The sequence below is a fragment of the Duganella sp. FT27W genome (assembly GCF_009295655.1).
GTDB classification, from domain to species: domain Bacteria; phylum Pseudomonadota; class Gammaproteobacteria; order Burkholderiales; family Burkholderiaceae_D; genus Rugamonas; species Rugamonas zoogloeoides.
This window is the reverse complement of sequence record NZ_WHIV01000002.1, coordinates 467,339-492,902: the sequence shown is the minus strand read 5'-3', so window position 1 is coordinate 492,902 and position 25,564 is coordinate 467,339. Positions and strand designations below refer to the sequence as shown.

The 25,564-nt window shown below is 64.8% G+C and carries 20 protein-coding genes and 1 other RNA gene; 9 read left to right on the top strand and 12 right to left on the bottom strand.

Going from position 1 to position 25,564, the window contains the following annotated elements; genetic code table 11:
- Positions 1-7 precede the first annotated feature (7 nt).
- Positions 8-619 carry a 4'-phosphopantetheinyl transferase superfamily protein gene (locus tag F8197_RS08400; protein WP_152881502.1) on the top strand — a complete coding sequence of 204 codons (612 nt, stop codon included), beginning with the start codon at positions 8-10 and terminating at the stop codon, positions 617-619.
- Positions 620-623: 4 nt separating this feature from the next.
- On the opposite strand, the gene F8197_RS08395 is transcribed toward F8197_RS08400, so the two are convergent.
- Positions 624-1,412: a polysaccharide deacetylase family protein gene (locus F8197_RS08395; RefSeq protein ID WP_227012162.1), complete on the bottom strand. Its 789-nt coding sequence runs from the start codon at positions 1,410-1,412 to the stop codon at positions 624-626.
- Positions 1,413-1,636: 224 nt separating this feature from the next.
- On the opposite strand from F8197_RS08395, the gene F8197_RS08390 reads away from it, so the two are divergent.
- On the top strand, positions 1,637-2,371 hold the full coding sequence (locus F8197_RS08390; RefSeq protein WP_152881501.1) for a class I SAM-dependent methyltransferase: 735 nt from the start codon (positions 1,637-1,639) through the stop codon (positions 2,369-2,371).
- 67 nt (positions 2,372-2,438) lie between these two features.
- On the opposite strand, the gene F8197_RS08385 is transcribed toward F8197_RS08390, so the two are convergent.
- A complete protein-coding gene (locus F8197_RS08385; protein WP_152881500.1) occupies positions 2,439-3,344 on the bottom strand; it encodes a lytic transglycosylase domain-containing protein in 906 nt (301 codons plus the stop codon).
- Positions 3,345-3,851: 507 nt separating this feature from the next.
- On the opposite strand from F8197_RS08385, the gene ubiD reads away from it, so the two are divergent.
- Together ubiD and ffs are read left to right on the top strand one after the other, a co-directional pair.
- Complete coding sequence (gene ubiD / locus F8197_RS08380; protein WP_152881499.1) at positions 3,852-5,336, top strand: 4-hydroxy-3-polyprenylbenzoate decarboxylase; 1,485 nt, start codon at positions 3,852-3,854, stop codon at positions 5,334-5,336.
- Between the two features lie 15 nt (positions 5,337-5,351).
- An RNA gene (gene ffs / locus F8197_RS08375) (signal recognition particle sRNA small type) lies at positions 5,352-5,450 on the top strand.
- Between the two features lie 120 nt (positions 5,451-5,570).
- On the opposite strand, the gene F8197_RS08370 is transcribed toward ffs, so the two are convergent.
- Positions 5,571-6,236, bottom strand: a complete 666-nt coding sequence (locus tag F8197_RS08370) for a hypothetical protein (RefSeq protein WP_152881498.1) — start codon at positions 6,234-6,236, stop codon at positions 5,571-5,573.
- A 164-nt stretch (positions 6,237-6,400) separates the two neighbouring features.
- Between F8197_RS08370 and dnaX the strand changes: the two genes are divergently transcribed.
- Genes dnaX through F8197_RS08350 form a run of 4 tightly spaced genes read left to right on the top strand, consistent with a single transcriptional unit; the run spans position 6,401 to position 11,113 of the window.
- Positions 6,401-8,917: a DNA polymerase III subunit gamma/tau gene (dnaX, locus tag F8197_RS08365; protein WP_152881497.1), complete on the top strand. Its 2,517-nt coding sequence runs from the start codon at positions 6,401-6,403 to the stop codon at positions 8,915-8,917.
- A gap of 34 nt (positions 8,918-8,951) precedes the next feature.
- Entirely contained in the window at positions 8,952-9,287 is a 336-nt protein-coding gene (locus F8197_RS08360) for a YbaB/EbfC family nucleoid-associated protein (RefSeq protein ID WP_019922569.1), read from the top strand.
- A 12-nt stretch (positions 9,288-9,299) separates the two neighbouring features.
- Entirely contained in the window at positions 9,300-9,890 is a 591-nt protein-coding gene (gene recR, locus F8197_RS08355; protein ID WP_056139262.1) for a recombination mediator RecR, read from the top strand.
- Positions 9,887-11,113 carry a CaiB/BaiF CoA-transferase family protein gene (locus F8197_RS08350; protein WP_152881496.1) on the top strand — a complete coding sequence of 409 codons (1,227 nt, stop codon included), beginning with the start codon at positions 9,887-9,889 and terminating at the stop codon, positions 11,111-11,113. Before recR ends, F8197_RS08350 begins: the two co-directional genes overlap by 4 nt.
- Here the strand turns inward: F8197_RS08350 and F8197_RS08345 are convergent.
- From F8197_RS08345 to F8197_RS08335, 3 genes are all read right to left on the bottom strand, one after another.
- Positions 11,065-12,144 (bottom strand): hypothetical protein, encoded by a 1,080-nt coding sequence (locus F8197_RS08345; protein ID WP_152881495.1) that lies wholly within the window; start codon positions 12,142-12,144, stop codon positions 11,065-11,067. The genes F8197_RS08350 and F8197_RS08345 overlap by 49 nt on opposite strands.
- Before the next feature lie 250 nt (positions 12,145-12,394).
- Positions 12,395-14,554: a bifunctional diguanylate cyclase/phosphodiesterase gene (locus tag F8197_RS08340; RefSeq protein ID WP_152881494.1), complete on the bottom strand. Its 2,160-nt coding sequence runs from the start codon at positions 14,552-14,554 to the stop codon at positions 12,395-12,397.
- Position 14,555: 1 nt separating this feature from the next.
- On the bottom strand, positions 14,556-17,780 hold the full coding sequence (locus F8197_RS08335; RefSeq protein ID WP_152881493.1) for a response regulator: 3,225 nt from the start codon (positions 17,778-17,780) through the stop codon (positions 14,556-14,558).
- A 174-nt stretch (positions 17,781-17,954) separates the two neighbouring features.
- Between F8197_RS08335 and F8197_RS08330 the strand changes: the two genes are divergently transcribed.
- A complete protein-coding gene (locus tag F8197_RS08330; protein ID WP_227012161.1) occupies positions 17,955-19,160 on the top strand; it encodes a glycosyltransferase in 1,206 nt (401 codons plus the stop codon).
- Between the two features lie 61 nt (positions 19,161-19,221).
- On the opposite strand, the gene F8197_RS08325 is transcribed toward F8197_RS08330, so the two are convergent.
- The 6 genes from F8197_RS08325 to F8197_RS08300 all read right to left on the bottom strand — a co-directional run bounded on the left by F8197_RS08325 (position 19,222) and on the right by F8197_RS08300 (position 25,470).
- Positions 19,222-20,202, bottom strand: a complete 981-nt coding sequence (locus F8197_RS08325; protein ID WP_152881491.1) for a PEP-CTERM sorting domain-containing protein — start codon at positions 20,200-20,202, stop codon at positions 19,222-19,224.
- 146 nt (positions 20,203-20,348) lie between these two features.
- On the bottom strand, positions 20,349-21,029 hold the full coding sequence (locus F8197_RS08320; RefSeq protein WP_152881490.1) for a DapH/DapD/GlmU-related protein: 681 nt from the start codon (positions 21,027-21,029) through the stop codon (positions 20,349-20,351).
- Between the two features lie 84 nt (positions 21,030-21,113).
- Entirely contained in the window at positions 21,114-22,199 is a 1,086-nt protein-coding gene (locus F8197_RS08315) for a nitroreductase family protein (protein WP_152881489.1), read from the bottom strand.
- Positions 22,196-23,065, bottom strand: a complete 870-nt coding sequence (locus F8197_RS08310) for a ThiF family adenylyltransferase (RefSeq protein WP_152881488.1) — start codon at positions 23,063-23,065, stop codon at positions 22,196-22,198. Before F8197_RS08310 ends, F8197_RS08315 begins: the two co-directional genes overlap by 4 nt.
- Positions 23,066-23,191: 126 nt before the next feature.
- Positions 23,192-23,392 (bottom strand): YbdD/YjiX family protein, encoded by a 201-nt coding sequence (locus F8197_RS08305; protein WP_019922558.1) that lies wholly within the window; start codon positions 23,390-23,392, stop codon positions 23,192-23,194.
- Positions 23,392-25,470 (bottom strand): carbon starvation CstA family protein, encoded by a 2,079-nt coding sequence (locus tag F8197_RS08300; RefSeq protein ID WP_152881487.1) that lies wholly within the window; start codon positions 25,468-25,470, stop codon positions 23,392-23,394. The genes F8197_RS08305 and F8197_RS08300 overlap by 1 nt, the downstream gene beginning before the upstream one ends.
- Positions 25,471-25,564 lie beyond the last annotated feature (94 nt).

The window sequence follows — 25,564 nt, the reverse complement described above, 5'->3', positions numbered from 1 at the left end:
GGCGTCGATGACCACCGCCAGCTTGCTCATGGTCGATGCCGACGCCGTGCCCGACGCCGATCTGCCGCGCTGGCGCGAGTGGCTGGCGCCGGGCGAGCAGGCGCGCTGCCAGCGCTTTGCGCGCGCGCAGCGCCTGCGCCAGTTCGTCATCGGCCGGGTGCTGGCGCGCATGGCGTTGGGACAGGTGCTGAACGTGCCGGCGCGGGCGGTCGTATTGGACGAGCAGGTGGCCGGCGCGCCGTTGCTCGCTGCCCCTGCGCCGGCCGTCAAGGGGTTCGAGGGCGGTTTTTCGATTTCGCACAGCGGCCGCTGGGTCGCTTGCGCGGTCAGCGCCCATACCCGGCTGGGGCTCGATATCGAACTGCTCGACACCAGCCGCGATCTCGACGCGCTGGCTGCGCAGGCGTTCGATGCGCAGGAGATCGCCCGGTGGCAGGCGCTGCCCGCCGCGCGGCGCATCGACGGCTTTTATCGCTTGTGGAGTGAAAAGGAAGCGCGCTTCAAGCTGGGGGCCGAGGGCCACTGCGTGACGATCGCGCACGACGAATTGTCGGTGGTGGTGTGCAGTGCGCGCCGGCTGGATGAGGCGCCCGGGATCGAGCTGGTGGCGCTGACGTGAAGCCTTATTGCCAGAGCCAGTTCCAGAAGCCCGGCAGTTGCGGCCGCGATGCGGCGTCGGCCACGGTGCTGGCCAATGCGGCGCGTTCGAGTTCTTCGCGGCTATCGTAAAACGGCCTGGCCGCCAGCGGCACATCGAGTTCGCGCGCCACGTCCACCAGGATCGCGAGGTATTCCTCGAGGTGGCGCGCGGTATAGGTATTGACGTCGTGGAAGGTCACGACCACCGGCGTGGCGCCATCGACTTCCGGCATGTGGCCGGCGGCCCAGCGCACGCGCGTCTCGGCCAGGTGCTTGAGCATATTGGCGCGCTTGTGCCAGCTCCAGTTGATGCCGTAGATCTTGCCGTCGTTGGCATTGAGGTCGGTGAGCAGCATCTGCAGGCCGTAAGCGTGATACGTGAGCAGGGTGTCGGCGTTGTAGGCCCAGAACGGCGGGCGCACCAGGGACGGCGGTACGCCGGTAATGGCCAGCAGGTCTGCCACGCCGTCCTGCATCGATTCGTCGAGCGCCTGGCTGCTCATGAAGCGGTGGTTGGAATGGAAGGTGGTGGCGCTGTGCAGGGCCACCAGGTGGCCGTCGTCGTGTTCGCGCCGGATCAGGGCGCGGCCCACGTCGGTGCCACCGCCGTGCCAGGCGCGGGTCTGGGTGAAGAAGACCGCCTTGATGCCCCGTTGCTGGCCGTTCTGCGCCAGCGTCTCGAGGATGCGCATGGTGGAGTTGCCGCTGGACGCGGCGGCCGGGCCATCGTCAAAGGTGAGCAGGAAGCGGATCGGTGCCGGTGTTGTCGTCATTATCGTTGTCGTTCGTGCTGCAGCGTTCTGCGCAGCCGCACTCAGTCCCAGGCACGACAGTGACAGCAGGAGTGGCAAGGCAAGCAGTGTACGGATGCGGAGTACTGGCACGGACGAGGGGGAGCGACCAAAGAAGGACCGCCATTGTACGTGATCGACGCGCAAGCCGTACGCGGCTGGCAGCGTAGCGAATTTCAATATCAAAACAGCCAAACAGGGAAAGTATGAGCGCCAATTTACAAACGATGCAGCCGCCAGGCGACCCGCACGTGCCGGAAACGGCATTCGGCAAATGGTTTCTGCGCACCGAGACCTGGACCGTTCACGTGCTCGAACGCGCCTTGCAGGATCTCGAACGACTGATGCCTGCCACGGCTGCAGCTGGCCGCCGCAGTTTCGAGGTGGTGGCGGACGTGGGCTGCGGGTACGGCCGCTCGCTGCCCAAGCTGCACCAGCGCTTTGCGCCAACGCGCCTGATCGGCATGGATATCGAGCCGGAGATGCTCGAAGCGTCAAGCAAGGAAGTGGCGGCCGCCGGCATCAACGCCGAATTCATTTGCTGCTCGAGTTCCAATATCGCGCTGCCCGACAACTCGGTGGACCTGCTGTTTTGCCACCAGACCTTCCACCACCTGATTGACCAGGAAAAGGCCATCGAGGAATTTTTCCGCGTGCTCAAGCCGGGCGGGGTGCTGCTGTTTGCCGAGTCCACCCGCCGCTACATTCACTCGTGGATCATCCGCCTGCTGTTCGCCCACCCGATGGACGTGCAAAAAACCGCGCCTGAATACCTGGCGCTGGTGCGCGCGGCCGGTTTCTCGGTGCCCGACAGCGCGGTGTCGTATCCGTTCCTGTGGTGGAGCAGGGAAGACCTGGGACTGCTGGAAACTGCCTTGCGCATCAAGCCGAAGGCGGTGCGCGAGGAAACCCTGATCAACCTGGTGGCGGTCAAACCGTAATTATTTTACCCATAAAAAATGGCCGGGTCCCCCACAGGACCCGGCCATTTTTTTTATGCGCTCTATATTAAAGGCCTGCGATTTGCGTATCGGCAGCCGAGGCAGCCGGTGCCGCTGGCGTTTCCGCTTTCGGCGCTGGCTTCGCTTGCGCCATCACCGGGGTGATGGTTGGCACCTTTTTACCGCTCGATACCTGTTTCAGGCGTTGATACTCGGCCAGCACCTTGGCGCCGTAACCGTCGTCGTGGGCGAATGCGGCCGCGCCGACGTAGCTTTTCAGGCCGGCTTCCACCGAACCGCCACGGGTAACGTAATCCTTGAGGATCAGCGAGCCGACGCGGATGTTGGCGACCGGGTTGAGCGCCGCTTGCAGGCCGCCCATTTCCTGGAACCGTTCATGGTGCACCTTGGACATCACCTGCATCAGGCCTTGCGCGCCCATCGGGCTTTCCGCGAACGGGTTCAGGCCCGATTCGATGGCCATCACGGCCAGGATCAGCAGCGGGTCGAGCTTGATTTCACGGGCCGTCAGGTAGGCGGTGGACACCAGCATATTGGTGGCGTCGCCCGCTACCCGATAGCGCTTGGACAGCCAGTCGGTCACCCAGCGTTGCTGCTTCTGGGTGCCCAGCAGGGCTTTCTCTTCGGCCGACAACTGGGACGAAGCACCGGCCGCAGTCGTTGCGGCGGGCGCTGGAGCGTCCATCAGGGCCGACAGCGGTGGCGCCACCAGGCTGATTGGCTCGGCTTCAGGAACCGGGTTCAGGCTGTCGCTCAGCGATTTAGCCAGATCGGGACGGAAAAACAGTACTGCCATAACAACCAGAGCGGTCACACCAAGAATGGTCAAAGTGTGCTGGGCGGTGGTCAATACGCCCTTGGCCGAAATGCGGGTGTTGGACAACCACGCCGCTGGCTGGCGAGCCAGGATGGTGCTGGCAAATGCGGAAGCACCGGTGAAGCGATTAATCATAGAGTTCCCCTCTGAAATGCCGTAAAAGCGGGCCCCTGCCAGCGTATGACATAAAGAAATACGCAGCCCGTTGGGGTGCTCATGCCGTGCATCAGAAATATCACCGTCCATCGCACTGTGGGTGCGGGCATGGACGCCGTAATTGCTTGCTTGAGCTGATCCCTCGCAGTGGGAGTAGATCAGTTGCAATACAACCTCTTTCGGGGGTAAGGCAGACGCCTTTTGAAAACACTCCTTAAAATGTCATGTGGAGCCCCGACTCCGTGAATGAATGAGCAACAACTTCGTTGGGACACTTTGCGGTCGCTACGAGCCCGGAGGCGGTGTTCTCTTCAAGTAGGGCAGATTGTAGGGGCGGTATTATATCAAGTCAATACTAACGCAATTGAAAGCTATAACTTTTAAGTCTAGCTTTTTGCCATGTGTGCGCTAGAAAACCAATAAAATCAACCACTTGAACTGTATTTTTAAACAGTGCACCCGATTGTAAGAAAATATTAAAAAACGATGAAATATACCGATCTACGCGATTTTCTTTCCCATTTGCAACGAATGGACGAAATTAAGTCCATTTTGACGCCCGTTTCCCCGCATTTAGAGATGACCGAGGTCTCGGACCGGGTTTTGCGTGCCGGCGGACCGGCCTTGCTCTTCAAAAATCCCACCGGCCACAGCATGCCGGTCTTGACAAATCTGTTTGGTACCCCGCGCCGGGTGGCGCTGGGCATGGGCGCCGACAATGTCAGCGAATTGCGCAAGATCGGCCACGTGCTGGCGCGCCTGAAGGAGCCGGAACCGCCGAAAGGTTTCAAGGATCTGATGGGCATGGGCTCGCTGGTCAAGGCGGTGTGGGACATGGCGCCGAAAGAGTTGCGCGGCGCGCCGTGCCACGACATCGTGTGGGAAGGGGCCGACGTTGATCTGGCCAGGTTGCCGATCCAGCATTGCTGGCCCGGCGACATCGCGCCGCTGATCACCTGGGGCCTGGTGATCACCAAGGGACCGAACAAAAAGCGCCAGAACCTCGGCATTTATCGCCAGCAAGTTCTGGGACCGAACAAGGTGATCATGCGCTGGCTGGCGCACCGCGGCGGCGCCCTCGACTTCCGCGAACACGCCTTGCAGAACAAGGGCAAACCGTATCCCGTGTGCGTGGCGCTCGGCGCCGATCCCGCTACTATATTAGGGGCGGTCACGCCGGTACCCGACAGCCTGTCGGAATACCAGTTCGCGGGCTTGCTGCGTGGCAGTCGTACCGAACTGGTCAAGGCGATCGGCAGCGAGTTGCGGGTGCCGGCCTCGGCGGAGATCGTGCTCGAAGGGCATATCTACCCGGACGAAAACCATCCGTCCGGTTACGAACATGCGCTCGAAGGTCCGTACGGCGACCATACCGGCTATTACAACGAGCAGGACAGCTTCCCGGTGTTTACCATCGACCGCATCACCATGCGTCGCGATCCGATCTACCACTCCACCTACACCGGCAAGCCGCCCGATGAGCCCGCCGTGCTGGGCCTGGCCCTGAACGAGGTGTTCATTCCGCTGCTGCAAAAGCAGTTCAGCGAAATCACCGATTTCTACCTGCCGCCCGAGGGGTGCAGCTACCGCATGGCGGTGGTGCAGATCAAGAAACAATACGCGGGCCACGCCAAGCGCGTGATGTTCGGGGTGTGGAGTTTCCTGCGCCAGTTCATGTACACCAAGTTCATCGTGGTGGTGGACGAGGATGTGAACGTGCGCGACTGGAAAGAGGTGATCTGGGCGATCACCACCCGCGTCGATCCCACCCGCGACACCACCCTGGTGGACCACACGCCGATCGACTACCTCGATTTCGCCTCGCCGGTGAGCGGCCTGGGCAGCAAGATGGGTATCGACGCCACCAATAAATGGCCCGGCGAAACCAACCGCGAATGGGGCACGACCATCACCATGACGCCGGAGGTCAAAGCGCACGTGGATGGTATTTGGCAGGAGCTGGGGCTGTAGGTTATAATGATTGCTGGCGGGCCCCTGCGCATTGTGGCATGGCTAACCTGGTCAGGTCGGGAACGAAGCAGCCACGGCCGTTAACCATAAGTGCCGCAGATCAGGCTCGCCTCCTAATTCAGCAAAAAAGCTGCCCTCGGGCAGCTTTTTTTGTATGGACTTACGCTGCCTTCGATCAGCTTTTTTGTAGCTGCTTAAGCTGCCGCAGGGCAGCTTTTTTACACCTGTAGCCGACTACTCGTCGCGCAACTCCGCCTCCAGCGGTCGTTCGGACGCCACCATCAACGGATTTGCCTTCATCAGGGCCGCTTCCGGCTTCAGGATGATCATGTGCTTCGCATTGGTCTTGTACTCGGTAACCCCCACCTTCAGCGTTGCGGGTTTGGCAAACTTGAATACCACTACTTCCACGCTCGGTGCAAACCAGCGCATGGCGCCGGCCATGGCATTGATCGCATTGTTCATCTGGCCCACGCTGCCCATGATGGTGGCGTAGTTCCATTGCAGGCCGGCGGGCAGCACGACCAGGCCTTCGTAGCCGATCGCCGATTTTTCGCCGGCGGGCAGGGTGGTGACGATGCGCGTGGTGCCGTCCATCCAGCGCGGATTGGGCGCGCCGAAGTCGAGCCGGTACTCGGGCGTGAGCGGCGGCAGGGTCTGGCGTTCGGCCCCGTTGACCACGATGAGCACCACGTCCTGCGGCTTGATCTCCTTGTTGACCGGCTTCACACTAATATAGAGCTTGATCTTGTCGCGCTCGGCGGCCGGCACTGAATAGAACCGGTCGATGCGCAAGCCTTCGACCATGGATTTGTAGTTGGCCCACTCGCGCTCGGCGGCTTGCGAGGGCAGGGCGATGGCGGACAAGGCCATCAGGGACAGCAGGGCAAGTTTCTTCATGGGTGATCGTGTTGGGCGAAAGGACAATTGTAAGCGAGAATTGGACCGCGACGGGGCGGTGGCTGGCCGGCCGGGCGCCATATCTAATCTGGCCCAAGCGGACCCCAAGTTGCTACAATTGCCGCTTCGCGCTTAGTAATCGCTATCTACGGTAAAATCTTAGTATGTCCTATCAAGTCCTCGCCCGTAAATACCGTCCCAAGAACTTCGAAACGCTCGTCGGCCAGGAGCACGTCGTGCGCGCGCTCACGCATGCGCTGCACAGCGGCCGCCTGCACCACGCCTACCTGTTCACCGGTACCCGCGGTGTCGGCAAGACCACGCTCTCGCGCATCCTGGCCAAGTCGCTCAACTGCATCGGCCCGGACGGTAATGGCGGCATCACTGCCACCCCGTGCGGCGTGTGTGAGGCGTGCACGGCAATCGACGCCGGCCGCTTCGTTGACTATATCGAGATGGATGCGGCATCGAATCGCGGCGTGGACGAGATGGCGCAGTTGCTGGAACAGGCTGTGTATGCGCCGAGCAATGCCCGCTTCAAGGTCTATATGATCGATGAGGTGCACATGCTCACCAACCACGCGTTCAATGCCATGCTCAAGACACTGGAAGAGCCGCCCGAGCACGTCAAGTTCATCCTGGCCACCACCGATCCGCAAAAGATCCCGGTGACGGTGCTGTCGCGCTGCCTGCAGTTCAACCTCAAGCAGATGCCGCCCGGCCACATCATCAGCCACCTGGAAAACATCCTGGGCCAGGAACAGATCACGTTCGAGCAGCCGGCCCTGCGCCTGCTGGCGGCCGGCGCCCACGGTTCGATGCGCGATGCGCTGTCGCTGACCGACCAGGCCATCGCCTACGCGGCCGGCGAAGTGACGCTCGAAGCGGTGCAGGGCATGCTTGGCGCGCTTGACCAGTCCTACCTGATCCGCCTGCTCGACGCACTGGCCAGGCAAGACGGCGCCGACCTGCTGGCCGTGGCCGACGAAATGGCCACGCGCAGCCTGTCGTACAACGGCGCGCTGCAAGACCTCGGTACCTTGTTGCACCGCATTGCACTGGCGCAAACGGTGCCGGCCGCCTTGCCCGACGACTTGCCCGAGTACGCCGACATCGTGCGCCTGGCCGGCCAGTTCGAGGCCGAAGAGGTGCAGCTGTATTACCAGATCGCCGTGCACGGCCGCAACGAACTGGGCCTGGCGCCCGACGAATACGCGGGCTTCTCGATGACCTTGCTGCGCATGCTGGCCTTTCGGCCCGGCGTAGGCGGCGCCGAGGGACAACCTGCCGCTGCGCCGGCAATGTCGCGCCCGGCCGGCGTGGCGGCTGCGCGCGCTGCTGCCGGCGCTGGTTCTGCCGGCACGCCGCCGGCGCGGGCGGCTGCCAATATCCAGGCCAGCCACGCCAGCGTGACGCCGCAGGCGGTGATGGCCGGCGCGGCTGCCATGGCGCGTAACGAGGCGCCGCCGTCGGTGCCGGTCCCGGTTCCGGTCCCGGTTCCGGTTCCAGCCCCGGCGATGCCGGTACGGGCGCCGGCGCCAGCGCTGGCTCCAACCCCGACGCCTGGCCATGCGCCTGCCGCCAGCGCAGCACCGGCACCGTCCGCGGTACCGTCCGGCCCGGTCAGTCCGGCGCGGGCGGCGATCAATGCCGCGCTGGAAGCAGCGCGTGCCGCGTCGCGTCCCGGTGGCAATCGTGCGCAGCCGCCTGCGCCAGCACCGTCGGCAGCTGCGCCAGCACAGGCTCCGGCTCCGGTCCCGGCCGCCACCCCGGCTGCCGCGCTAGCGCCAGCGCCGCATATGCGTGCCATGGCGCCGGCAGCGGTCCCGCCGCAGGCGCCGGCCGCCAGCCATGGCAGCCCGGTCACTGCGGCGCGCCCGGCGCCGTGGGAAGACATGCCGCCGGCCGACGCCGGTGGCGGCGCCGCCGTACTCGAAGCGCCGGCACGCCAGGCGGCAGTGGCGCCCGCTGCGCCAGTTGCTCCCGTGGTGTCGCCACCGCCGCAATACCACGAGGAACAGTCGAGCGACGACGACATGCCGTCGTGGGTCACCGAGTTTTCCGACGACAGCGCCATCGCAGCGCCGATGCCTGCCGCACTGTCGTCGCCGATGGCGCCGCCATCGACTGCTTACGCCTCATCGCTGCCATCGTCGGCGCCATCGGCATCGTCCACTTACGGCGACGAGCAGCAAATCGTCATGCCGGCCCGCGCGGCGGCGGGACCGCTCAAGGCGCCGTACGCCTACGTGGTCACACCGGTGCCTGCGCTCGACTGGGACGGTAACTGGCCGGCCGTGGCGGCCGCCTTGCCGCTGCGCGGCGTGGCGCAGCAACTGGCCATGCAGGCCGAACTGATCAATTGCAGCAGCGATGGCAACGCCGTGGTGTTCAACCTGCGCGTGCCGATCGAAACCTGGCGCACGCCGGGCAATGTCGAAAAACTTACCACGGCGCTGTCGGAGCGGTTCGGGCGCGCGGTGCGTGTCGATACCGAGCTGGGCCCGGTCTGGTACACGGCCAGCGCCGAGGCACAAGCGTTCCGCGCCGCGTGCCAGCGGGCCGCCGAAGAAATCATTGCCAACGATCCGCTGGTCAACCGCATGCTGACCGAGTTCGATGCCTGGGTCGTGCCCGGGTCCATCGTGCCGCCGCAGCCGCAAGCGGCTTCGGCTGCCTGATTCCCCTTACTATTTCAACACGGAGAGACCTATCATGATGAAGAACCAAATCGCAGGCTTGATGAAGCAAGCCCAGGCCATGCAGGACAATATGAAAAAAGCGCAGGACGAGCTGGCCAATATCGAAGTCGAAGGCCAGTCGGGCGCCGGCCTGGTCAAGATCGTGATGACCTGCAAGAACGACGTCAAGCGCGTATCGATCGACCCGTCGCTGCTGGCCGACGACAAGGACATGCTGGAAGACCTGGTCGCTGCCGCCTTCAACGACGCCGTGCGCAAGGCAGAAGCTACCTCGGCCGAAAAAATGAGCGGCATGACCGCCGGCATGAACATCCCCGGCCTGCCAGCCGGCTTCAAGATGCCTTTCTAAGTTAGCACCTGCATGTCCAGATCGCTGGAATTCCTGACCGAGGCGCTGCGCCGTTTACCCGGCGTCGGCCCGAAGTCGGCGCAGCGGATGGCGTTCCACCTGCTGCAGCACGACCGCGAAGGCGCGGACATGCTCTCGCGCGCATTGCACCAGGCCGTCAACGCCGTGCATCACTGCGCGCTCTGTAACACCTTTACCGAAGAAGACGTCTGCGACCTGTGCATGGACGACACGCGCGACCGCCGCCTGCTGTGCGTGGTGGAAACGCCGGCCGACCAGCTGATGATCGAGCAGACGCTGACCTATAAAGGCCTGTACTTCGTGCTGATGGGCAGGCTCTCGCCGCTCGACGGCATCGGCCCCAAGGACATCCACCTGGAAAAGCTGATCGCCCGCGCGGCGGACGGCCTGGTCACCGAAGTGGTGCTGGCCACCAATTTCACCAACGAAGGCGAAGCTACCGCCCACTACATCAGCGAAATGCTCAAGGCGCGCGGACTGCAGGTAAGCCGGCTGGCGCGCGGCGTGCCGATGGGCGGCGAACTCGAATACGTGGACGCCGGCACCATCGCCCGCGCCATGCTGGACCGAAGGACGACATGAGCGACAAGCAAACGGCCGCCACGGCATTACCGCTGGCGGGCATCAAGGTACTGGAACTGGGCACGCTGATCGCGGGCCCTTTTTGTGGGCGCATGCTGGCCGAGTTCGGCGCAGAGGTGATCAAGATCGAGGCGCCCGGCGACGGCGACCCGATCCGCAAGTGGCGCGTGCTCAAGGATGGCACGTCGCTGTGGTGGTCGGTGCAGGCGCGTAACAAGAAATCGCTGACGCTGAACATGAAGGACGCGCGTGGCCGCGCCATCGCGCGCGAGCTGGCGCTCGAGGCCGACATCATCGTCGAAAACTACCGCCCCGGCGTGCTGGAAAAATGGGAGCTCGGCTACGAGCAACTGAAGGCGCTCAATCCCGCCACCATCATGGTACGGCTGTCGGGCTTTGGCCAGACCGGCCCGATGAAAGATTTGCCGGGCTTTGGCGCCATCGGCGAATCGATGGGCGGGCTGCGTTACGTGAGCGGCCATGCCGACCGCCCGCCGGTGCGGGTGGGCGTGTCGATCGGCGACTCGGTGGCGGCCCTGCACGGCGTGATCGGCGCCATGATGGCGCTGCGCCACCGCGACGTGACCGGTGGCAAGCTCAAAGGCGAAGGCCAGATGGTCGATGTGGCGCTGTACGAATCCGTGTTCAACCTGATGGAGTCGCTGGTGCCCGAGTTCGACCACGCGGGCGTGGTACGCGAACGCACCGGCGGCGCCTTGCCCGGCATCGTGCCATCGAATACCTACACCACCCGCGACGGCGAGAACATCGTCATTGCGGGCAACGGCGACGCGATTTTCAAGCGCCTGATGCTGGCCATGGGCCGCATCGACCTTGCCGGCGACGCCCAGCTGGCGCGCAACGACGGCCGCGTGCAGCGCACCGAAGAAATCGACGCCGCCATCCAGGCCTGGTGCGACACCCACGACATCGACAGCGCGCTGGCCGTGCTGCAGGCGGCGGACGTACCGGCCGGGAAAATCTACTCGGTGCGCGACATGATGACCGACCCGCAATTTCTTGCGCGCGAGATGTTCGAGCAGCACCAGTTTGCCGACGGCACGCCGATCAAATTGCCCGCCATTTCGCCCAAGCTGTCGGCCACCCCGGGCCGCACCCAGTGGATCGGCCCGACCCTGGGCCAGCACAACGACGAAGTGCTGCGCACGCTCGGCTATGGCGATGACGAGATCGCCGCCATGCGGAAGGAAGGCGTGCTGTAATAGCCGGTCCAGGCATACAGCATGGCCACCTCGATGCGGGCGCTGGCATGGTCATCGCGGAAGTGGCAACTGGCCGCACCGTGCGCCAGGCGCGCATCGAACAGCACTGCGCGGTTTTGCCGGTAAGGGATGTGGCGCGTGCAGCCGTCGTGGTCGCGGATCACCAGGCCGCCCTTGGCCTGGTCGAGATTGGCCGTATCAGGCGTGAGCCATAGCTGCACCTTCAATCCATCCACCGCGCCATGCAGCGATTCGCCCGGCAGGCGCGGCGGGTGCTTGCCCGCCCGCAGTCCCAGCAATTGCCGGTCATCGCCAAACACGCCGTGCGCCACCTGCACCAGCAGCGGACAATTGAAGCCGTGGTCGTAGGTGGCGGCCAGCCGGCCATGGCCCTGTTCGCCGAACCAGATCGTCGATTGCACGCAGAAGCGCCATAGCTCGTCCAATGCATGTGGTGACAAAAAATCGTCGATGACAACGATGCCGTGGGCTGGTGGGGGCCGGCGCGCGGCCGCCAGCGCATGGCTGGAAAAAGCTTGCGCCACGCTCGGGGTGGGGCGCAGGTGGATGATGCGGTCGTAGGCTTCGTCGATGGCGTCCTGTTCATCGGTGCTGAGCAGGTCGTGGCGGTCCAGGTGCGATTCGAGCCGGGCCGCCAGGCGCCGGTAGCGGGCAATGATCGGTGGGAAGGCGTCGCCCAGCACGCCCAGCTGGTGCAGATAGGCCAGTTGCGCGGCATCATGGCGCAGGCGGTGGCTGCTGACGGCAACGTCGGCAAGTGGCAGCAGGCGATTGGCCAGCATGCCCGGGTACCAGCGGCTGCCGCGGCGCAGCGCCGTGTGCATGGCGTGGTAGCCGGCCGCCAGCTGATGCTGGCGCTCGCGCGTGGCCTGGCGCGACAGCGAAGCGAGCGCAGCCAGTGCTCCCTGCGCATCGTCCGCATGGCGCGCGTGCCAGAATACAAAAGCTTCCTCGAAGCGGTGGCGTTCGATCAGCGCGGTGGCGAAGTTGGCGGCAGGGTTGGCGGACATGGTGGCGAGAAGATGGCGAGAAGATAGCGACAACACGGCGAGAAGATAGCGAAAAGACGGGCTGGCGTGGCGATCAGCTCATCTTATGCGGTGGCGCAGGCCGCCCTCTGCGCTGCCTCAATGCGCGGCGCGGAACCAATCGCGCCCCTGATGGTCGTCGGGCAGGGGGCAGAGGGCAGGGGGCAGGGGGGCAGCAGGTCACTGGATCTCGGTTGCCGCGTCAACCGGACCGCAGGACACCTGGCGCAGTTCACGAGGCCGCGCTGTCCGGCGCCGCGCCGCCGCCCAGCATCTGGACTATGACCTCCGGCGGCGACGGCCGGCCCAGGTGGTAGCCTTGCGCCAGGTCGCAGCCGTATTCTTCCAGCAGCACCAACTGCTCGCCGGTTTCCACGCCCTCGGCTACCACGGCCAGCTTGAGGCCGTGCGCCATGGCGATGATGGCGCGCGTGATGGCGGCGTTTTCCGAGTCCTGCGGCAGGCCGCTGATGAAACTCTTGTCGATCTTCAGGGCGCGCACATTGAAGCGTTTCAGATAATTCATTGACGAGTAGCCGGTGCCGAAGTCGTCGATCGACAGGTACACGCCGATGCCGCGCAACTGCTCCAGCGTGACCATGGTGGCGCGGGCGTCGTCCATCAGCGTGCCTTCGGTCAGTTCCAGTTCCAGCAGGTGGGCCGGCAATCCCGTGTCGTGCAGGGCCGAGAGCACGATCTGGGTCAGGTTCTCGTCCTTGAACTGCTTGGCCGACAGGTTGACTGCCACCCGCAGTGTGCGCTGCCCCGGCGCCTGCCACGCCATGGCCTGGCGGCAGGCGGTGCGCAGCACCCATTCGCCGATCGGCACGATCAGGCCGGTTTCCTCGGCCAGCGGGATGAACTCGGTGGGCGAGATGATGCCGCGCTCGGGATGGCGCCAGCGCACCAGCGCTTCCACGCCCACGATGCTGGTGCTGGCCACGGCGATCTGCGGCTGGTACAGCAGGTACAGCTCGTCGTTCTGCAAGGCCTTGCGCAGGCCCACTTCGAGCTGCACGTGGCTCATGATCTGCATCGTCAGCGACGAGCTGTAGAGCTTGGCGTTGTTTTTGCCGCAGCTCTTGGCGTGGTACATCGCGGTGTCGGCGAACTTGAGAAGCGAGCTGCAATCCTCGCCATCTTCCGGGTACAGCGAAATCCCGATGCTGGCAGTGACAAAAATCTCGTGGTCGTCGATCTGGAACGGCCGCCGCATGGCTTCCTTCACGCGATGCGCGACGTTGAGGGCGTTTTCCACGCGCTCGAGATCCGGGATCAGGATAGTGAATTCGTCGCCACCCAGGCGCGCCAGGTTGTTGATGCCGACCTCGGTGCGTGAGACCAAATCGCTGGGCCGGGTAGTTTCGCGCAGCCGCTCCGAGACCGCCATCAACAGGTGGTCACCGACGTCGTGGCCCAGCGTGTCATTGATGCGCTTGAAGGCGTCGAGGTCCATGAACAGCACTGCGAATTTCTTGTTGCCCTTGCGCGAGCGTACCAGTTCGGCCTCCAGCGTTTCCAGGAAGGCCTGGCGGTTGGGGATGCCGGTGAGGCTGTCGCAATAGGCCAGGCGGCGGATCTGCTCTTCGGTGCGCTTGCGCTCGCTGATATCGCGCACCAGGCCCAGCACTTCGCTGGGGCCGGTGGCTACCAGCCGCGCCTCGAAGTGGCGTACCGGCGGCGGTACCGCGTGTTCACCATGGCGCGCGCGCAGCGGTGTGGCGCCGCCGGTGACGGGAAGTTCGTAGTCTAGCGAGCTGATGCGCTGGGTGTCGAGCACGGCACGCACCTTGTCGAGCATGCGGCGGGCGATGTCGGGCGGCAGCACGTCGTTCAGGTGGCGGCCCACGCACAGGTCGCTGGAGAAGACGTCGCTGGCCTCGTGGCCCTGTTCGTAGTCGAGGTAGTAGCCGTCCTTGTTCATGCGGAAAAAGGTGTCGGGAATGGCGGCCAGTACGGCCCGGTGCTGGGCGTCGGCAATGCGCAGCCGGGTGATCGCATCGGACGCGCGCAGCACGTACAGCACGCGGTGGCCGAGGATGGGCCAGTTGATCGGCTTGGAGACGAAATCGGTGGCGCCCGCTTCATAGGCCTTGGTGACCGATTCGAGCTCGTCGCCGCCGGTCACCATGATGATGGGCGCGATGGGGTGGGTTTCCAGGCGGCGGATTTCGCGACAGACCGTAAAGCCGTCCATGCCGGGCATTTCCACGTCGAGCAGCACCAGGTCGGGCGCCAGTTCCTGGTAGCGCGCCAGCGCCTGCACGCCGTCCACGGCTTCCACTGCGTCCAGGTCCACCTGGGCCAGCATTTCCAGCATCAGCAGGCGCATCACGGGATCGTCGTCGGCCACCAGGACCAGGCCGCGCGCACGGGGTGGGGGAGTAGCCATATCAGGTTTCCTTTTCCAGCAAAGCGCCCAATGCCTGCCGCACGGCCTGGAAAGATCGTTCCATGTCCGCCAGCAGCTCGGCGGCGCCGGCGGTGGTGTTGTTGCGGCCCAGTTGTTCCAGGTCCTTGCAGCGTTGCGACAGGGCCAGCGCGCCGACATTGGCGCTGCTGCTCTTAAGCGTGTGCGCGGTCTTGCGCAACTGGTCGGTGTTGCCGGCTGCGATCGCGGTGTGCAGCGCTTGCAGGTGCGGCGGGGTGTCGGCCAGGTAGGCGTGCAGCACGCGTTCGAGCAATGCCTCGCCGTTGCTGGCGCTCAGCGCGCGGATGTTGGCCAGCGCCTGGGTGTTGATCGCGTTGTCACCGGCAGGGCTGGTCGGCACGGGCACCGTCAACGAACCCGCGTGCGGGGCCTGGGTCGGCATTGGCACAGGCGCAGGAGCGGGGTGCGGCAGCGAGGCCGGCTGGAGTGATCGGGCGTCGGCCTCCTGCGCCGCCAGCAGGCCTGGCGCCAGGCGCGGCAGGGTGATCCAGCGGGCGATGGTCTGGCCCAGCGCCTGCTGGGTGAACGGTTTGCTCAGGTAGTCGTCCATGCCGGCCGCCAGGCATGCCTCGCGGTCGCCCTGCAGGGCGTTGGCGGTAATGGCGATGATGGGCAGGGTGCGGGCGTGGCCGTGCTGCTGTTCGCGGCGACGAATTTCGGTGGTGGCGGCAAAACCGTCCATGACCGGCATCTGGCAATCCATCAGCACCAGGTCGAAGTCGTCCGACTGCAAGCTGTGCAATGCCTCCTGGCCGTTGCAGGCGCGGCTCACTTCCAGGCCCAGGCTCTCGAGCATGGCGCTGGCCACCTCGACGTTGACCGGATTGTCTTCGGCCAGCAAGACCTTGCGGCCCCGGCGCGCGCGCGGCGGCGGGCCGGAAGTGCTCAATGCCGTCACCGGCGGCGCGGCCGGCGCCACGGCGGCAGGCAGCGGCGGCAGCATGGCGTGCGAGTTCTCGGGCGAATAGGCTGGCGAATAGGTGGACGGATCGGCGGGCAAATTTACGAGCAAATTGACGGACGCATGCGCGGGGCCGTGCGCAGGTGTAAGGACAGGCGCAGGCGCCGGCCTGGGTGTGGGCATACCGGCAGGCATACGCGCTGGAATATGGACCGGCGCGCCATTGGCACTGCGCAGTGTCAATGGCGCGGCGCCAGCGCGGGCAAGCAGGCAGTAGTGCAGATCGCATTCGCGCGGTGGCTTGATCAGCTGGAAAGCGACCCCGGCAGCGCGTTGCTGGACGCGGTCGGCTGCATCGCGCTCTGTACTCAGCAGCATGATCCGCAGGCCGGCCAGGTCCGGTTCGGCGTGGATTGCCGCCGCCAGCGCCAGGCCGCTGGTGCGCGGCAGCGCCATGTCGAGCAGCACGACGTTGTAGGGCTGGCCGTCGGCTGCCGCCTGGCGCAGGCGGGGCAGGGAGTCGGTGGCGGTGCTGGCGGCGGCAGGGACGCGCCAGGTCGCCAGCAGGCGTTCCAGCTCGGCGCTGCTGGTGGGGTTGTCATCGACGATCAAGGTGCGGATTCCGTGGGAGGTATGGATGGGATCGTCGGTATCGACGCGCGGCTTGTCGAAATGTACGGCGAACCAGAAGATCGAACCTTGCGTCAACGCATGATCGACGCCTATCGTGCCCCCCATTAATTCCACCAGCTGCTTCGAGATCGCCAGGCCCAGGCCGGTACCGCCATGCTTGCGCGTGGTGGAGCCATCGGCCTGCGAGAACGAATCGAAGATGCGTCCGCGCGCCTCGTTGGAGACGCCGATGCCGGTGTCGTGCACCTCGAAGCGCAAGGTCACGCGCTGGGCGTCCTCGGCGGCTACCGCCACCTTGACCATGATCTCGCCGCTGTCGGTAAATTTGACAGCATTGCCCAGCAAATTGAACAGCACCTGGCGCAGCCGGTTGGGGTCGCCGCTGATGGCAACCGGGATGTCGCAGGCCACGTTCAGTTCCAGCCGCAAGCCCTTGGCCTGGGCCTGGGGCGAGAACACGTGTTCGATATCGTCGAGCAGGTCGCGGAAATTGAACTGGATGTATTCGACCGTCAGTTTGCCGGCCTCGATCTTGGAAAAGTCGAGGATGTCGTTGATGATCACCAGCAGGTGCTCGCCCGAGCGCTTGACCATGCTGGTGTAGTGGCGCTGCTGTTCGGACAGGCGCGTGGCCAGCAGCAGTTCCGTCATGCCCAGCACGCCGTTCATCGGCGTGCGGATTTCGTGGCTCATGGTGGCCAGGAAGGCGCTCTTCGCCTGGCTGGCGGCCTCGGCCGCATTCTTGGCTTTTTCCAGTTGCTCGGTGCGCACGCCCACCTGGCGTTCGAGCTGGTCGCGGTACTGGGCCAGGGCGCCGTCGCGCGCCTCCACCTGGGCCAGCATGTCGTTGAAACTGTCGATCAGCGCGCCGAGGTCGTCGCCGCGCTGGTGCACGATGCGCAATGTGGGCTGGCCGCGGCTGACCTGCTGCGCGGCAGCGATCAGGCGCGCCACCGGCTCGGTCACGCTGCCACGCGAACGGGCCGCGACCAGCAGCGCTGTCATAAAAGCGAGCACGGCCGCAACGCAGGCGGCGCCCAGGCTTTTCAGGATCTCGAACCACATCGGCAAGGCGCTGCGTTCGAGCAGGATCACGCCGCCCGGCTCACCCCGGATGACGAAGGGCCACATCACGCGGTTGACCGGTTGCCAGAGCGGACTGCTGCTGAGGCTGTCGTCCGGCGTGACGGTAGCGGTTGCTGGCAATGTGGCAGCCGATGCTGCGCCGGCGCGCGCAGGCTCATCAAGCGTCGCTGCAGCAGCAGCCTGGACGGCAACGGCGAGGTGAGCAGACACTACATCGGCCGGCAGCACGTCCGGCGCGGCCTGGGCCGGCCGCAAACGTGGCGAGCTGTAGCGCGCCAGCAGCGCACCGTCGCGGTCGTACACGGCCGCTTGCAAAATATCGTGGTCGTGGCCCAGCGACTGCAGTTGCTGCGCGACCTGCTTGCCGTAGACGCGCCTGACTGCGCCCTCGCCGCTGGAACCGATCACCGCCGCCAGCGTGGCCAACCGGTCGCGCTCGACTTCCTGGCCGTGCAGCACCGAGGTGGCGGCAAAGGTGAAGAACACCAGCAGCAGCGCGCTGCCGGTCGAGAGCATGGAAAGTATGGTCAGGCGCTGGCTCAGGCCGGAACGTTCGTGGTTGGACATCGCGGTGGAACCCTCCAACGGTGGACGCCGAAATCGTCGGCACGGGCGGGCTCATCACTAGTGCCAGTAGGAAAAATATAGGCTTGAGGTCAGAACGATATTGATCTATATCTAAACAGGGCACGTTTGCGCTATCTCAAACAACACAGGCAAAGGCAACGCAAGCTGATGACGATGGAACGACAAAAAGTCCTGTTCATGGCCGAGGCCGTAACCTTGGCGCACGTGGGCCGCCCCTTGGCGCTGGCGCAAGCGCTGGACCCTGCCCGCTACGCGGTGGACGTGGCGTGTGCGTCCGGCTACGACATGTTTTTCAAGGGCAGCAATATCGATCCCCTGCGTTTGCACAGCATTTCCAGCGAACGCTTTCTGGCCGCGCTGGCGGCGGGAAAACCTGTGTACGATGCGGCCACTTTGCAACAGTACGTGGCCGATGATCTGCGCGTGCTCGGGGCGGTGCAGCCGCAGGTGGTAGTCGGCGATTTCAGGTTGTCGCTGTCGGTGAGCGCACGGCTGGCCGGCATCCCGTACATCAGCCTGATCAACGCCTACTGGAGCCCCTACGTGCGCCAGCTTTACCAGGTGCCGGCGCTGCCGTTTGCGCGCGTGCTGCCCATCGCACTCGCTGATCGCCTGTTCCGGCTGGTACAGCCGCTGGCGTTCGCCTTGCACAGCCGGCCGCTCAACCGGGTGCGGCGCGCACATGGGCTGCCGTCGCTGGGGACGGACCTGCGGCGCGTGTACACCGACGCCGACCACGTGCTATATGCCGATATTCCGCAGATGTTTCCCTCGAATGATTTGCCATCCTCTCACGCTTACATGGGGGCGGTCACCTGGTCGCCACCGACGCCGCTGCCGGCGTGGTGGGACGAACTCGATGCCGGGCCGCCGGTCGTGTACGTGACGCTGGGCAGTTCGGGCGCGGGCCAGGTGTTGCCGCTTGTGTTGCAGGCGCTGGCGTCGTTGCCGGTGACGGTAATTGCCGCCACGGCCGGCGGCGCCAGCCCGCAGTCGGTGCCGGCCAATGCGCGGGTGGCGCCGTACCTGCCAGGCGCGGCGGCGGCGCGGCGCGCGCAACTGGTGGTGTGCAACGGCGGCAGTCCCACGTGCCAGCAGGCGCTGGTGGCAGGCGTACCGGTGCTGGGCATCGCCGGCAATCTCGACCAGTATCTGAACATGGCGGGCGTGCTGGCCTGCGGCGCCGGGCGCTTGCTGCGTTCCGACCGTTTGAGCGAAGCGGCCGTGCGCGAGGCTGCGCTGGCGCTGCTGAGCCAGGCCGAGCCGCGTGCGGCGGCGTTGCGGCTGGCGGGACACTTCGCCGGCTACGACGCAGGCAGGCAACTGGCGTCGTTGCTGGACCGGTTGCGAGTCCCATAAAAAAAGGGCGGATCAGGCTGGCGCCCGATCCGCCCAACGCAGCCGCTGGCACGGCTTGAAACTATGCTGGGCAGAGGCCGGCGCCACCGGCCATCTTCGCGTCTTTGGCGCCGGACTTACGGCGCGTCAGCGCCAGTCCGGCAAAGCCCAGGCCCATGATGGCCAGCGTGGCCGGTTCAGGCACGGCCAGCGCGGCAAAGGTTTGCGACGAATCGACCTTCAGGAACGGTACCGTGGTGGGCGTGCTGCCGTCCCACATCATGGTGGGGGTGAAGAACGATGGCACGTTGGTGGTGCCGGTGGTCTTGTCCTGGAAGATCGAGCCGGTGACGATGTCGAGGTAGTTGGCATCGACGTAGTCGATCACGAAGCGGGCATCGAACGAACCGGTGCCGACGGCGCCGGTGGCCGTGAAGCTGGCGTCGTTGAACACCAGGTGGCCCGACAGGATGATGATGCCGTCACCGTCCGGGTCGCCGGGCGCCGTGCCGCAGCCGGCCGAGGTGGAGCCGGTGCCATAGCAGGCTACGGAGCCCACGCCATTGCCGGGCACGGATTTACTGCTGCCGACGCCGGGCGTGATCTGATCGAAATAGATGGCCAGGTTCTGCACGCCGGCACGCAGCGGATCGACGTCCATGGCGGCCGATTGCGATGGCGGCAGGGTGAAGTGCGCGGTGGTGGGTGTCTGCAAATCGACCAGCTCCTGGAAGCGCACGACTTTGCTGATTTCAAACGTCTGGTTGAGGCCGGGTGGGGTGACGATGGCCGGGATATTACTGTTGGACATGGTTCCAACCACCATCTGCGAACGCAGCTCGGTCAGGTACGGCGCAGCGCCGCCGGGCCCGACGGTGATGCCGGGAATGAAGCCGGTGGCCAGGCCGGTATCGGTAACGTTGGTCCACAGGTCGGCATAGACGCTGTAGTTGCCGGTGCCGGTCGGATCGAACCCGACCACGGGGCCGGCGCTGGCGGTGAGCGGGGCGGCCAGTGCGGCCGCGATCGTTGCGGCGGCCAGCGCGGTTTTGCATGTTTTCATGGTTGCTCCCAGAGGTAGGTGGCACCCGGAAATCGGGACCATGCCAGCTCTTGAGCAAAAGCCTTGCCAGTGCTTGGGATCGCTGTGGAATCAAGTACTTGCGCGCATGCGGCGCTTGATGGCGTGGTGCAGTGTAAAAAAATCCGTCACAATTCAACAGGCGCGCCCGGCGCAGCCCTGAGGCGCCGCGCCGGGATGCCACCCCACACCTCGCCGGCGCCGATCCGGGTATCCTTGGTGACCACTGCACCGGCCGAGACAATGGCATGGTCGCCGATATGCACCCCGGCCATGATGACTGCCGTGGCGCCGATGGTGACGGTGTTGCCGATGACGACGGCCTTGAGCTCGAGCCGCTCGCCTTCGATCACGTGGGCGAAGATCACGGCGTCATGGCCGATGATGGTGTTGCTGCCGATGCGCGTGAGCGGCGGATCGAGCAGCGCGCCGGCGCTATAGGTATTCGTGCCCAGCCGCGCGCCCAGCGCCAGGTACACCAGCCGCATCAGCGGCACCGGCACCACGTGCGACCGCACCAGCGAGTTGAACAGCAGCAGGTAGAACAGCATGTTGACGTTGGCGATGAGCTCGTGTTGCGATCCCGGCGCCACCTCGCCCTCGCGCAGCGGCAGCAGTCGCAAGAACAGGCGGTACACCACGAAGGCATACAGGTACAGCAGCAGCACGCCGGCCAGCACGACCAGCACGCCGCGAAAGTCGCCCAGCGGCAGCAGCGCCAGACCGGCCGCACTGGCGGCCGCCAGCGCTAGGCTTGCACACAGCAGGCACAGGAATACAACGATATGATGCAGAGGAATCGCTCGCATGGTGGTCCGCTCGATGACAACTTGATGATGGTGGCGCGCTAGCTATTGCTCGTTACTTGCCGCGTGACGAAGAGGTGTCGCTGGTTACGGCGCAATGATCAACTCGGCCAGCGGCCGGCGCAGCGAGCGCGCCTGTGCAGGCGGTCCGGCGCCGATGCGGCCCATGAAGACGGCGCGCTCCCACACGGGCTTGCCCACCAGTTGCTCGGCCTCGCGCGACAGCGTGGCAGCGCGCTGCTGCATGCCGCGCGTGCCGGAAAACACCCGGCCGTCGCGCACGTAGCGCGAGAAAATCAGGGGCGTCAGTTCCGGCTGCAACTGCAGGCCCAGCGACGTGGCCGTAAGCCAGAAACGCTGCATGGCGCGCCCGGCAGCAAGGTAGTCGGCAATCCGGTGCGGATGATGGGGCGCCGCCAGCACGAAGTGGGCGGCGCAGGCCAGGCCGGGGATCAGGTCCATCTGCAAACGCGGCGCCACCGTGCCCGCCAGCCAGGTGTTAAAAAACTCGACACGGCGCCAGTCGTGCATCACCCAGCGCATCATTTTTGCGGTGAAGGGATCGACGCCAAGCGCGCGGTCGGGCATGCGATCGGCACTGTGGCGCGCATTCCACTCGATCACGGCCTGGTGCACCTGATGGGCCTCGGGCATGGTCAGGCGCAGCTTGGCATTGCGGAACATCAAGCCGGCCGCAGCCGTGCGCTGCTTTCCTTCCAGCCAGATGACCTCGTAGCCGGCCGGCAGCGTGGCGGTCAGTGCTGCCTTCTCGCTGGCCGTGAGCGCGCGCCGGCTCAGCGGCAGCCGCTGCACGCTGCGCGCCAGAATGTGCGCGGCCAATGGATCGGACGCCAGTGCCGCATCGTCGCTGAATTCGACAGTGAGTGTCGGGCGGTGGGCCGGCGCGTCCACGTGGGGAAAGATTTGGGTGGTCAAGCCGAGCGTGCTGGCGGCAATTGCCATGGTCTCGAGCAGGGCGCCGATCGAGAGTTGGCTAGGGTGGCCGTCGAGGTCATACACGCAATGGTCGCGCGTGTCGTGGCCGTGCACGACCAGCCGGCGCGCATCGAGTATCTCAAAACGCCACGGCTGGGTGTTGTCGCCGCTGGGCGCCCAGCGCGCCAGATCGAGGATTTTTTCCAGCGTCGGATCAAGCGTTTGCGGCGGCTTCATGAAGCCGCCTCGGCCATGCGCCGGCGCGCCAGCATCATGGCAATGCGCTGCAACGGATGGCGGTTGCCGCCGGGGCGGTAGGTGCGGGTGAGCTTGTTGCGGTAGGCGTCGAACTGGTAACCGTACGGCGCGGCCAGCACTTCGCCCCGGTTGAGCAGGATTTTCAACGCCTCGGTGGCGGCCGCACCGGCGCACAGCTCGCATCCCATGATGGTCGATGGGCCGCGCTGTTCCGCCAGGTTGATGGTGGACGGATCGACCAGGTAGTCGCCATGCAAGCCGGCCGGCGCCAGGCCGATCAGGAAGCGCAGCGCCTTTTCGCGCTCGGACAGGTCACCCCAGCAAAAATATTCCTCGAACGTCATCTGGCCCGGCAAAAAGTTGAGCACAGCGGTACCCATGCCCAGCGGGGCGGCGGTAATGGCGGGAATGTGGCGCGCCGCGCAGGCAGCAAAGGTGGCCTGGCGCGCCGCAAAGGCAAAGAAATCGAGGCCATCGACATACAGGTCCACGCCCAGCAAAAACTTGAGCAGATTGTCCTGGTTGACGCCGTCGGGGAAGCTGATGATGTTGATGTCGGGATTGATATCGCGCGCCATGCGCACCAGCACCTCGGCCTTTGGCTGGCCCAGCGTGGAGACGGTAGCGCCCACCTGGCGATTGAAATTGGCGACATCGAAGGTATCGAAATCGGCCACGTGAAAATTGCCGATGCCCAGGCGCGCCAGCGTGAGCAAATGCACGCCGCCAACACCGCCGAGCCCGGCTATCGCCACGCGCTTGTCGCGCAACACCGATTGCTCGGCATGGGTCACCCAGCCGATGTTACGGGCAAAGGCATTGTCATAGGAAAATGAGGATGTCATGTGTCTCCCGGAAGTAGCCATCTGTGTGGCTGAGCTTATTTGACGACGCACGCGCCAAAAAGTTCCCGAGGAAACGAAAAAAAAACGGCATTGCGAACAATGCCGTTTTTATTGATGCCATGGAGCCTAGCAACAACCGCCGCGCTTTCCGGCCCCGCCGTAGCGGGCTTCTTGCCGCTCCTTGAAAAACTCCTCGTACGTCATCACCGGCTCGCCCGGATGGGTCACCTCCCGGTGGCTGACATACGTGTCGTAATCAGGCAGGCCCATCATCAGGCGCATGCTCTGCCCGAGGTAACGGCCGGCCTTGGCGATGTCGCCTAACATTACTGCGCCTTCGCCAGAACCAACGGACTTTCGTTGACCGTCGGCAGGCTGCTGGCACGCGCCTTGAGCACGGTGCGGATGCCGAACACCAGCACGCTCAGCACGACGATCACGAAGAATCCGGCCAGGCCCGCATCAAGGTAATCGTTGAAGACCACTTGCTGCATCTGCGCCAGCGACTTGGCCGGTGCCAGGATCTTGCCTTCGTCAATCGCTGCCTGGTACTTCGAGGCATGCGCCAGGAAACCGATTTTTGGATCGGCATGGAACATTTTCTGCCAGCCTGCGGTCAGCGTGCACAGCAGCAGCCAGATGGTCGGCACGATGGTCACCCATGCGAATTTGCCGCGCTTCATCTTGAACAGCACGCAGGTACCAAGCATCAGCGCGATGGCCGCCAGCATCTGGTTGGCGATACCGAACAGCGGCCACAAGGTGTTGATGCCGCCCAGCGGATCGACCACGCCCTGGTACAGGAAGTAGCCCCACGCCGCCACGCACAAGCCGGTGGCGACCAGGTTGGCAAACGTGTTTTCGGTCTGTTTCATGGCCGGTACGAACGCGCCCATCAGGTCTTGCAGCATGAAGCGGCCGGCGCGGGTACCGGCATCGACGGCGGTGAGGATGAACAGCGCCTCGAACAGGATCGCGAAGTGGTACCAGAACGCCATCATGGCCTGGCCGCCGATCACGCTCGACAGGATGTGGGCCATGCCCACCGCCAGGGTCGGCGCGCCACCGGCACGCGAGATGATGCTGTGCTCGCCAACGTCCTTGGCGGTTTGCACCAGCATTTCCGGCGTCACGTAGAAGCCCCATTGCGAAATGGCTGCAGCGGCCGATTCTGGCGTGGTGCCGATCAGCGCGGCCGGGCTGTTCATGGCGAAGTAGATGCCGGGCTCGATGGTCGAAGCAGCGACCAGCGCCATGATGGCAACAAACGATTCCATCAGCATGGCGCCGTAGCCGATGTAGCGGGCGTGGGTTTCGTTTTCGATCATCTTGGGCGTGGTGCCCGAAGCGATCAGCGCGTGGAAGCCGGACACGGCGCCGCAAGCGATGGTGATGAACAGGAACGGGAACAAGGTGCCCGACCAGACCGGGCCGGTGCCGTCGATGAACTTGGTCATGGCCGGCATTTTCAGGTAAGGGGCCACCACGATAATGCCCACGGCCAGGCCGACGATGGTGCCGATCTTGAGGAAGGTGGACAGGTAGTCACGCGGGGCCAGCAGCAGCCATACCGGCAGCACCGACGCCACGAAGCCGTAGCCGATCAGCATCCAGGTCAGCTCGGTGCCGGTGAAGTCGAACATCGGCGCCAGGGCCGGGTGTTCCTGCACGTACTGGCCGCCGAAGATGGCAGCCATCAGCAGCACAAAACCGATGATCGACACTTCGCCGATGCGGCCCACGCGGATAAAGCGCGAGTACACGCCCATGAACAGCGCGATCGGGATGGTGGCAATCACCGTGAAGCTGCCCCACGGCGAATGGGTGAGGGCTTTTACGACGATCAGCGCCAGCACGGCCAGGATGATCACCATGATCATGAAGGTGCCCAGCAGGGCGATCATGCCGGGAATTTGTCCGAGTTCGGATTTGATCAGGTCGCCCAGCGAGCGGCCGTCGCGGCGCATGGAAATGAACAGGATAATAAAATCCTGCACCGCGCCGGCGAAGACCACGCCGGCCAGGATCCACAGCATGCCGGGCAGGTAGCCCATCTGCGCGGCCAGGACTGGCCCGACCAGGGGACCGGCGCCGGCAATGGCGGCAAAGTGGTGACCGAACAGCACGTTCTTGTTGGTGGGGACGTAGTCGAGGCCGTCATTGAGGCGTTGCGCCGGCGTCAGTCGCCTGGCGTCGAGCCCGAGCACGTTCTTGGCGATGTACAGGCTGTAGTAACGGTAGGCGATCAGATAGACGCACACGGCGGCAATCACGATCCAGATGGCGCTGATCGACTCGCCGCGCTTCAAGGCAATAAAGCCCAGTGCGGAAGCGCCGAGCAAGGCGACGACGGCCCAGCCCAGCTTGGCGCCGAGTGTCTGGGGTGCGGTTGGAACAGGTGTCATGCTTCCTCCAAGGATGGGGGCTGCTCTTGCCAATTCGGCATCGCGGCAGCTTATGGCGAGTATTCACGAATTACATAATTGAAGCAAGCGCAGG

Coding starts and splice junctions, on each gene's coding strand:
- F8197_RS08325 (WP_152881491.1), bottom strand. CDS start 20,202: ATGAAAACATGCAAAACCGCGCTGGCCGCCGCAACGATCGCGGCCGCA.
- F8197_RS08400 (WP_152881502.1), top strand. CDS start 8: ATGACCACCGCCAGCTTGCTCATGGTCGATGCCGACGCCGTGCCCGAC.
- F8197_RS08385 (WP_152881500.1), bottom strand. CDS start 3,344: ATGATTAATCGCTTCACCGGTGCTTCCGCATTTGCCAGCACCATCCTG.
- F8197_RS08345 (WP_152881495.1), bottom strand. CDS start 12,144: ATGTCCGCCAACCCTGCCGCCAACTTCGCCACCGCGCTGATCGAACGC.
- F8197_RS08305 (WP_019922558.1), bottom strand. CDS start 23,392: ATGTTAGGCGACATCGCCAAGGCCGGCCGTTACCTCGGGCAGAGCATG.
- ubiD (WP_152881499.1), top strand. CDS start 3,852: ATGAAATATACCGATCTACGCGATTTTCTTTCCCATTTGCAACGAATG.
- F8197_RS08370 (WP_152881498.1), bottom strand. CDS start 6,236: ATGAAGAAACTTGCCCTGCTGTCCCTGATGGCCTTGTCCGCCATCGCC.
- F8197_RS08350 (WP_152881496.1), top strand. CDS start 9,887: ATGAGCGACAAGCAAACGGCCGCCACGGCATTACCGCTGGCGGGCATC.
- F8197_RS08320 (WP_152881490.1), bottom strand. CDS start 21,029: ATGCGAGCGATTCCTCTGCATCATATCGTTGTATTCCTGTGCCTGCTG.
- F8197_RS08360 (WP_019922569.1), top strand. CDS start 8,952: ATGATGAAGAACCAAATCGCAGGCTTGATGAAGCAAGCCCAGGCCATG.
- F8197_RS08310 (WP_152881488.1), bottom strand. CDS start 23,065: ATGACATCCTCATTTTCCTATGACAATGCCTTTGCCCGTAACATCGGC.
- F8197_RS08390 (WP_152881501.1), top strand. CDS start 1,637: ATGAGCGCCAATTTACAAACGATGCAGCCGCCAGGCGACCCGCACGTG.
- dnaX (WP_152881497.1), top strand. CDS start 6,401: ATGTCCTATCAAGTCCTCGCCCGTAAATACCGTCCCAAGAACTTCGAA.
- F8197_RS08330 (WP_227012161.1), top strand. CDS start 17,955: ATGGAACGACAAAAAGTCCTGTTCATGGCCGAGGCCGTAACCTTGGCG.
- F8197_RS08340 (WP_152881494.1), bottom strand. CDS start 14,554: ATGGCTACTCCCCCACCCCGTGCGCGCGGCCTGGTCCTGGTGGCCGAC.
- F8197_RS08395 (WP_227012162.1), bottom strand. CDS start 1,412: ATGACGACAACACCGGCACCGATCCGCTTCCTGCTCACCTTTGACGAT.
- F8197_RS08335 (WP_152881493.1), bottom strand. CDS start 17,780: ATGTCCAACCACGAACGTTCCGGCCTGAGCCAGCGCCTGACCATACTT.
- F8197_RS08300 (WP_152881487.1), bottom strand. CDS start 25,470: ATGACACCTGTTCCAACCGCACCCCAGACACTCGGCGCCAAGCTGGGC.
- recR (WP_056139262.1), top strand. CDS start 9,300: ATGTCCAGATCGCTGGAATTCCTGACCGAGGCGCTGCGCCGTTTACCC.
- F8197_RS08315 (WP_152881489.1), bottom strand. CDS start 22,199: ATGAAGCCGCCGCAAACGCTTGATCCGACGCTGGAAAAAATCCTCGAT.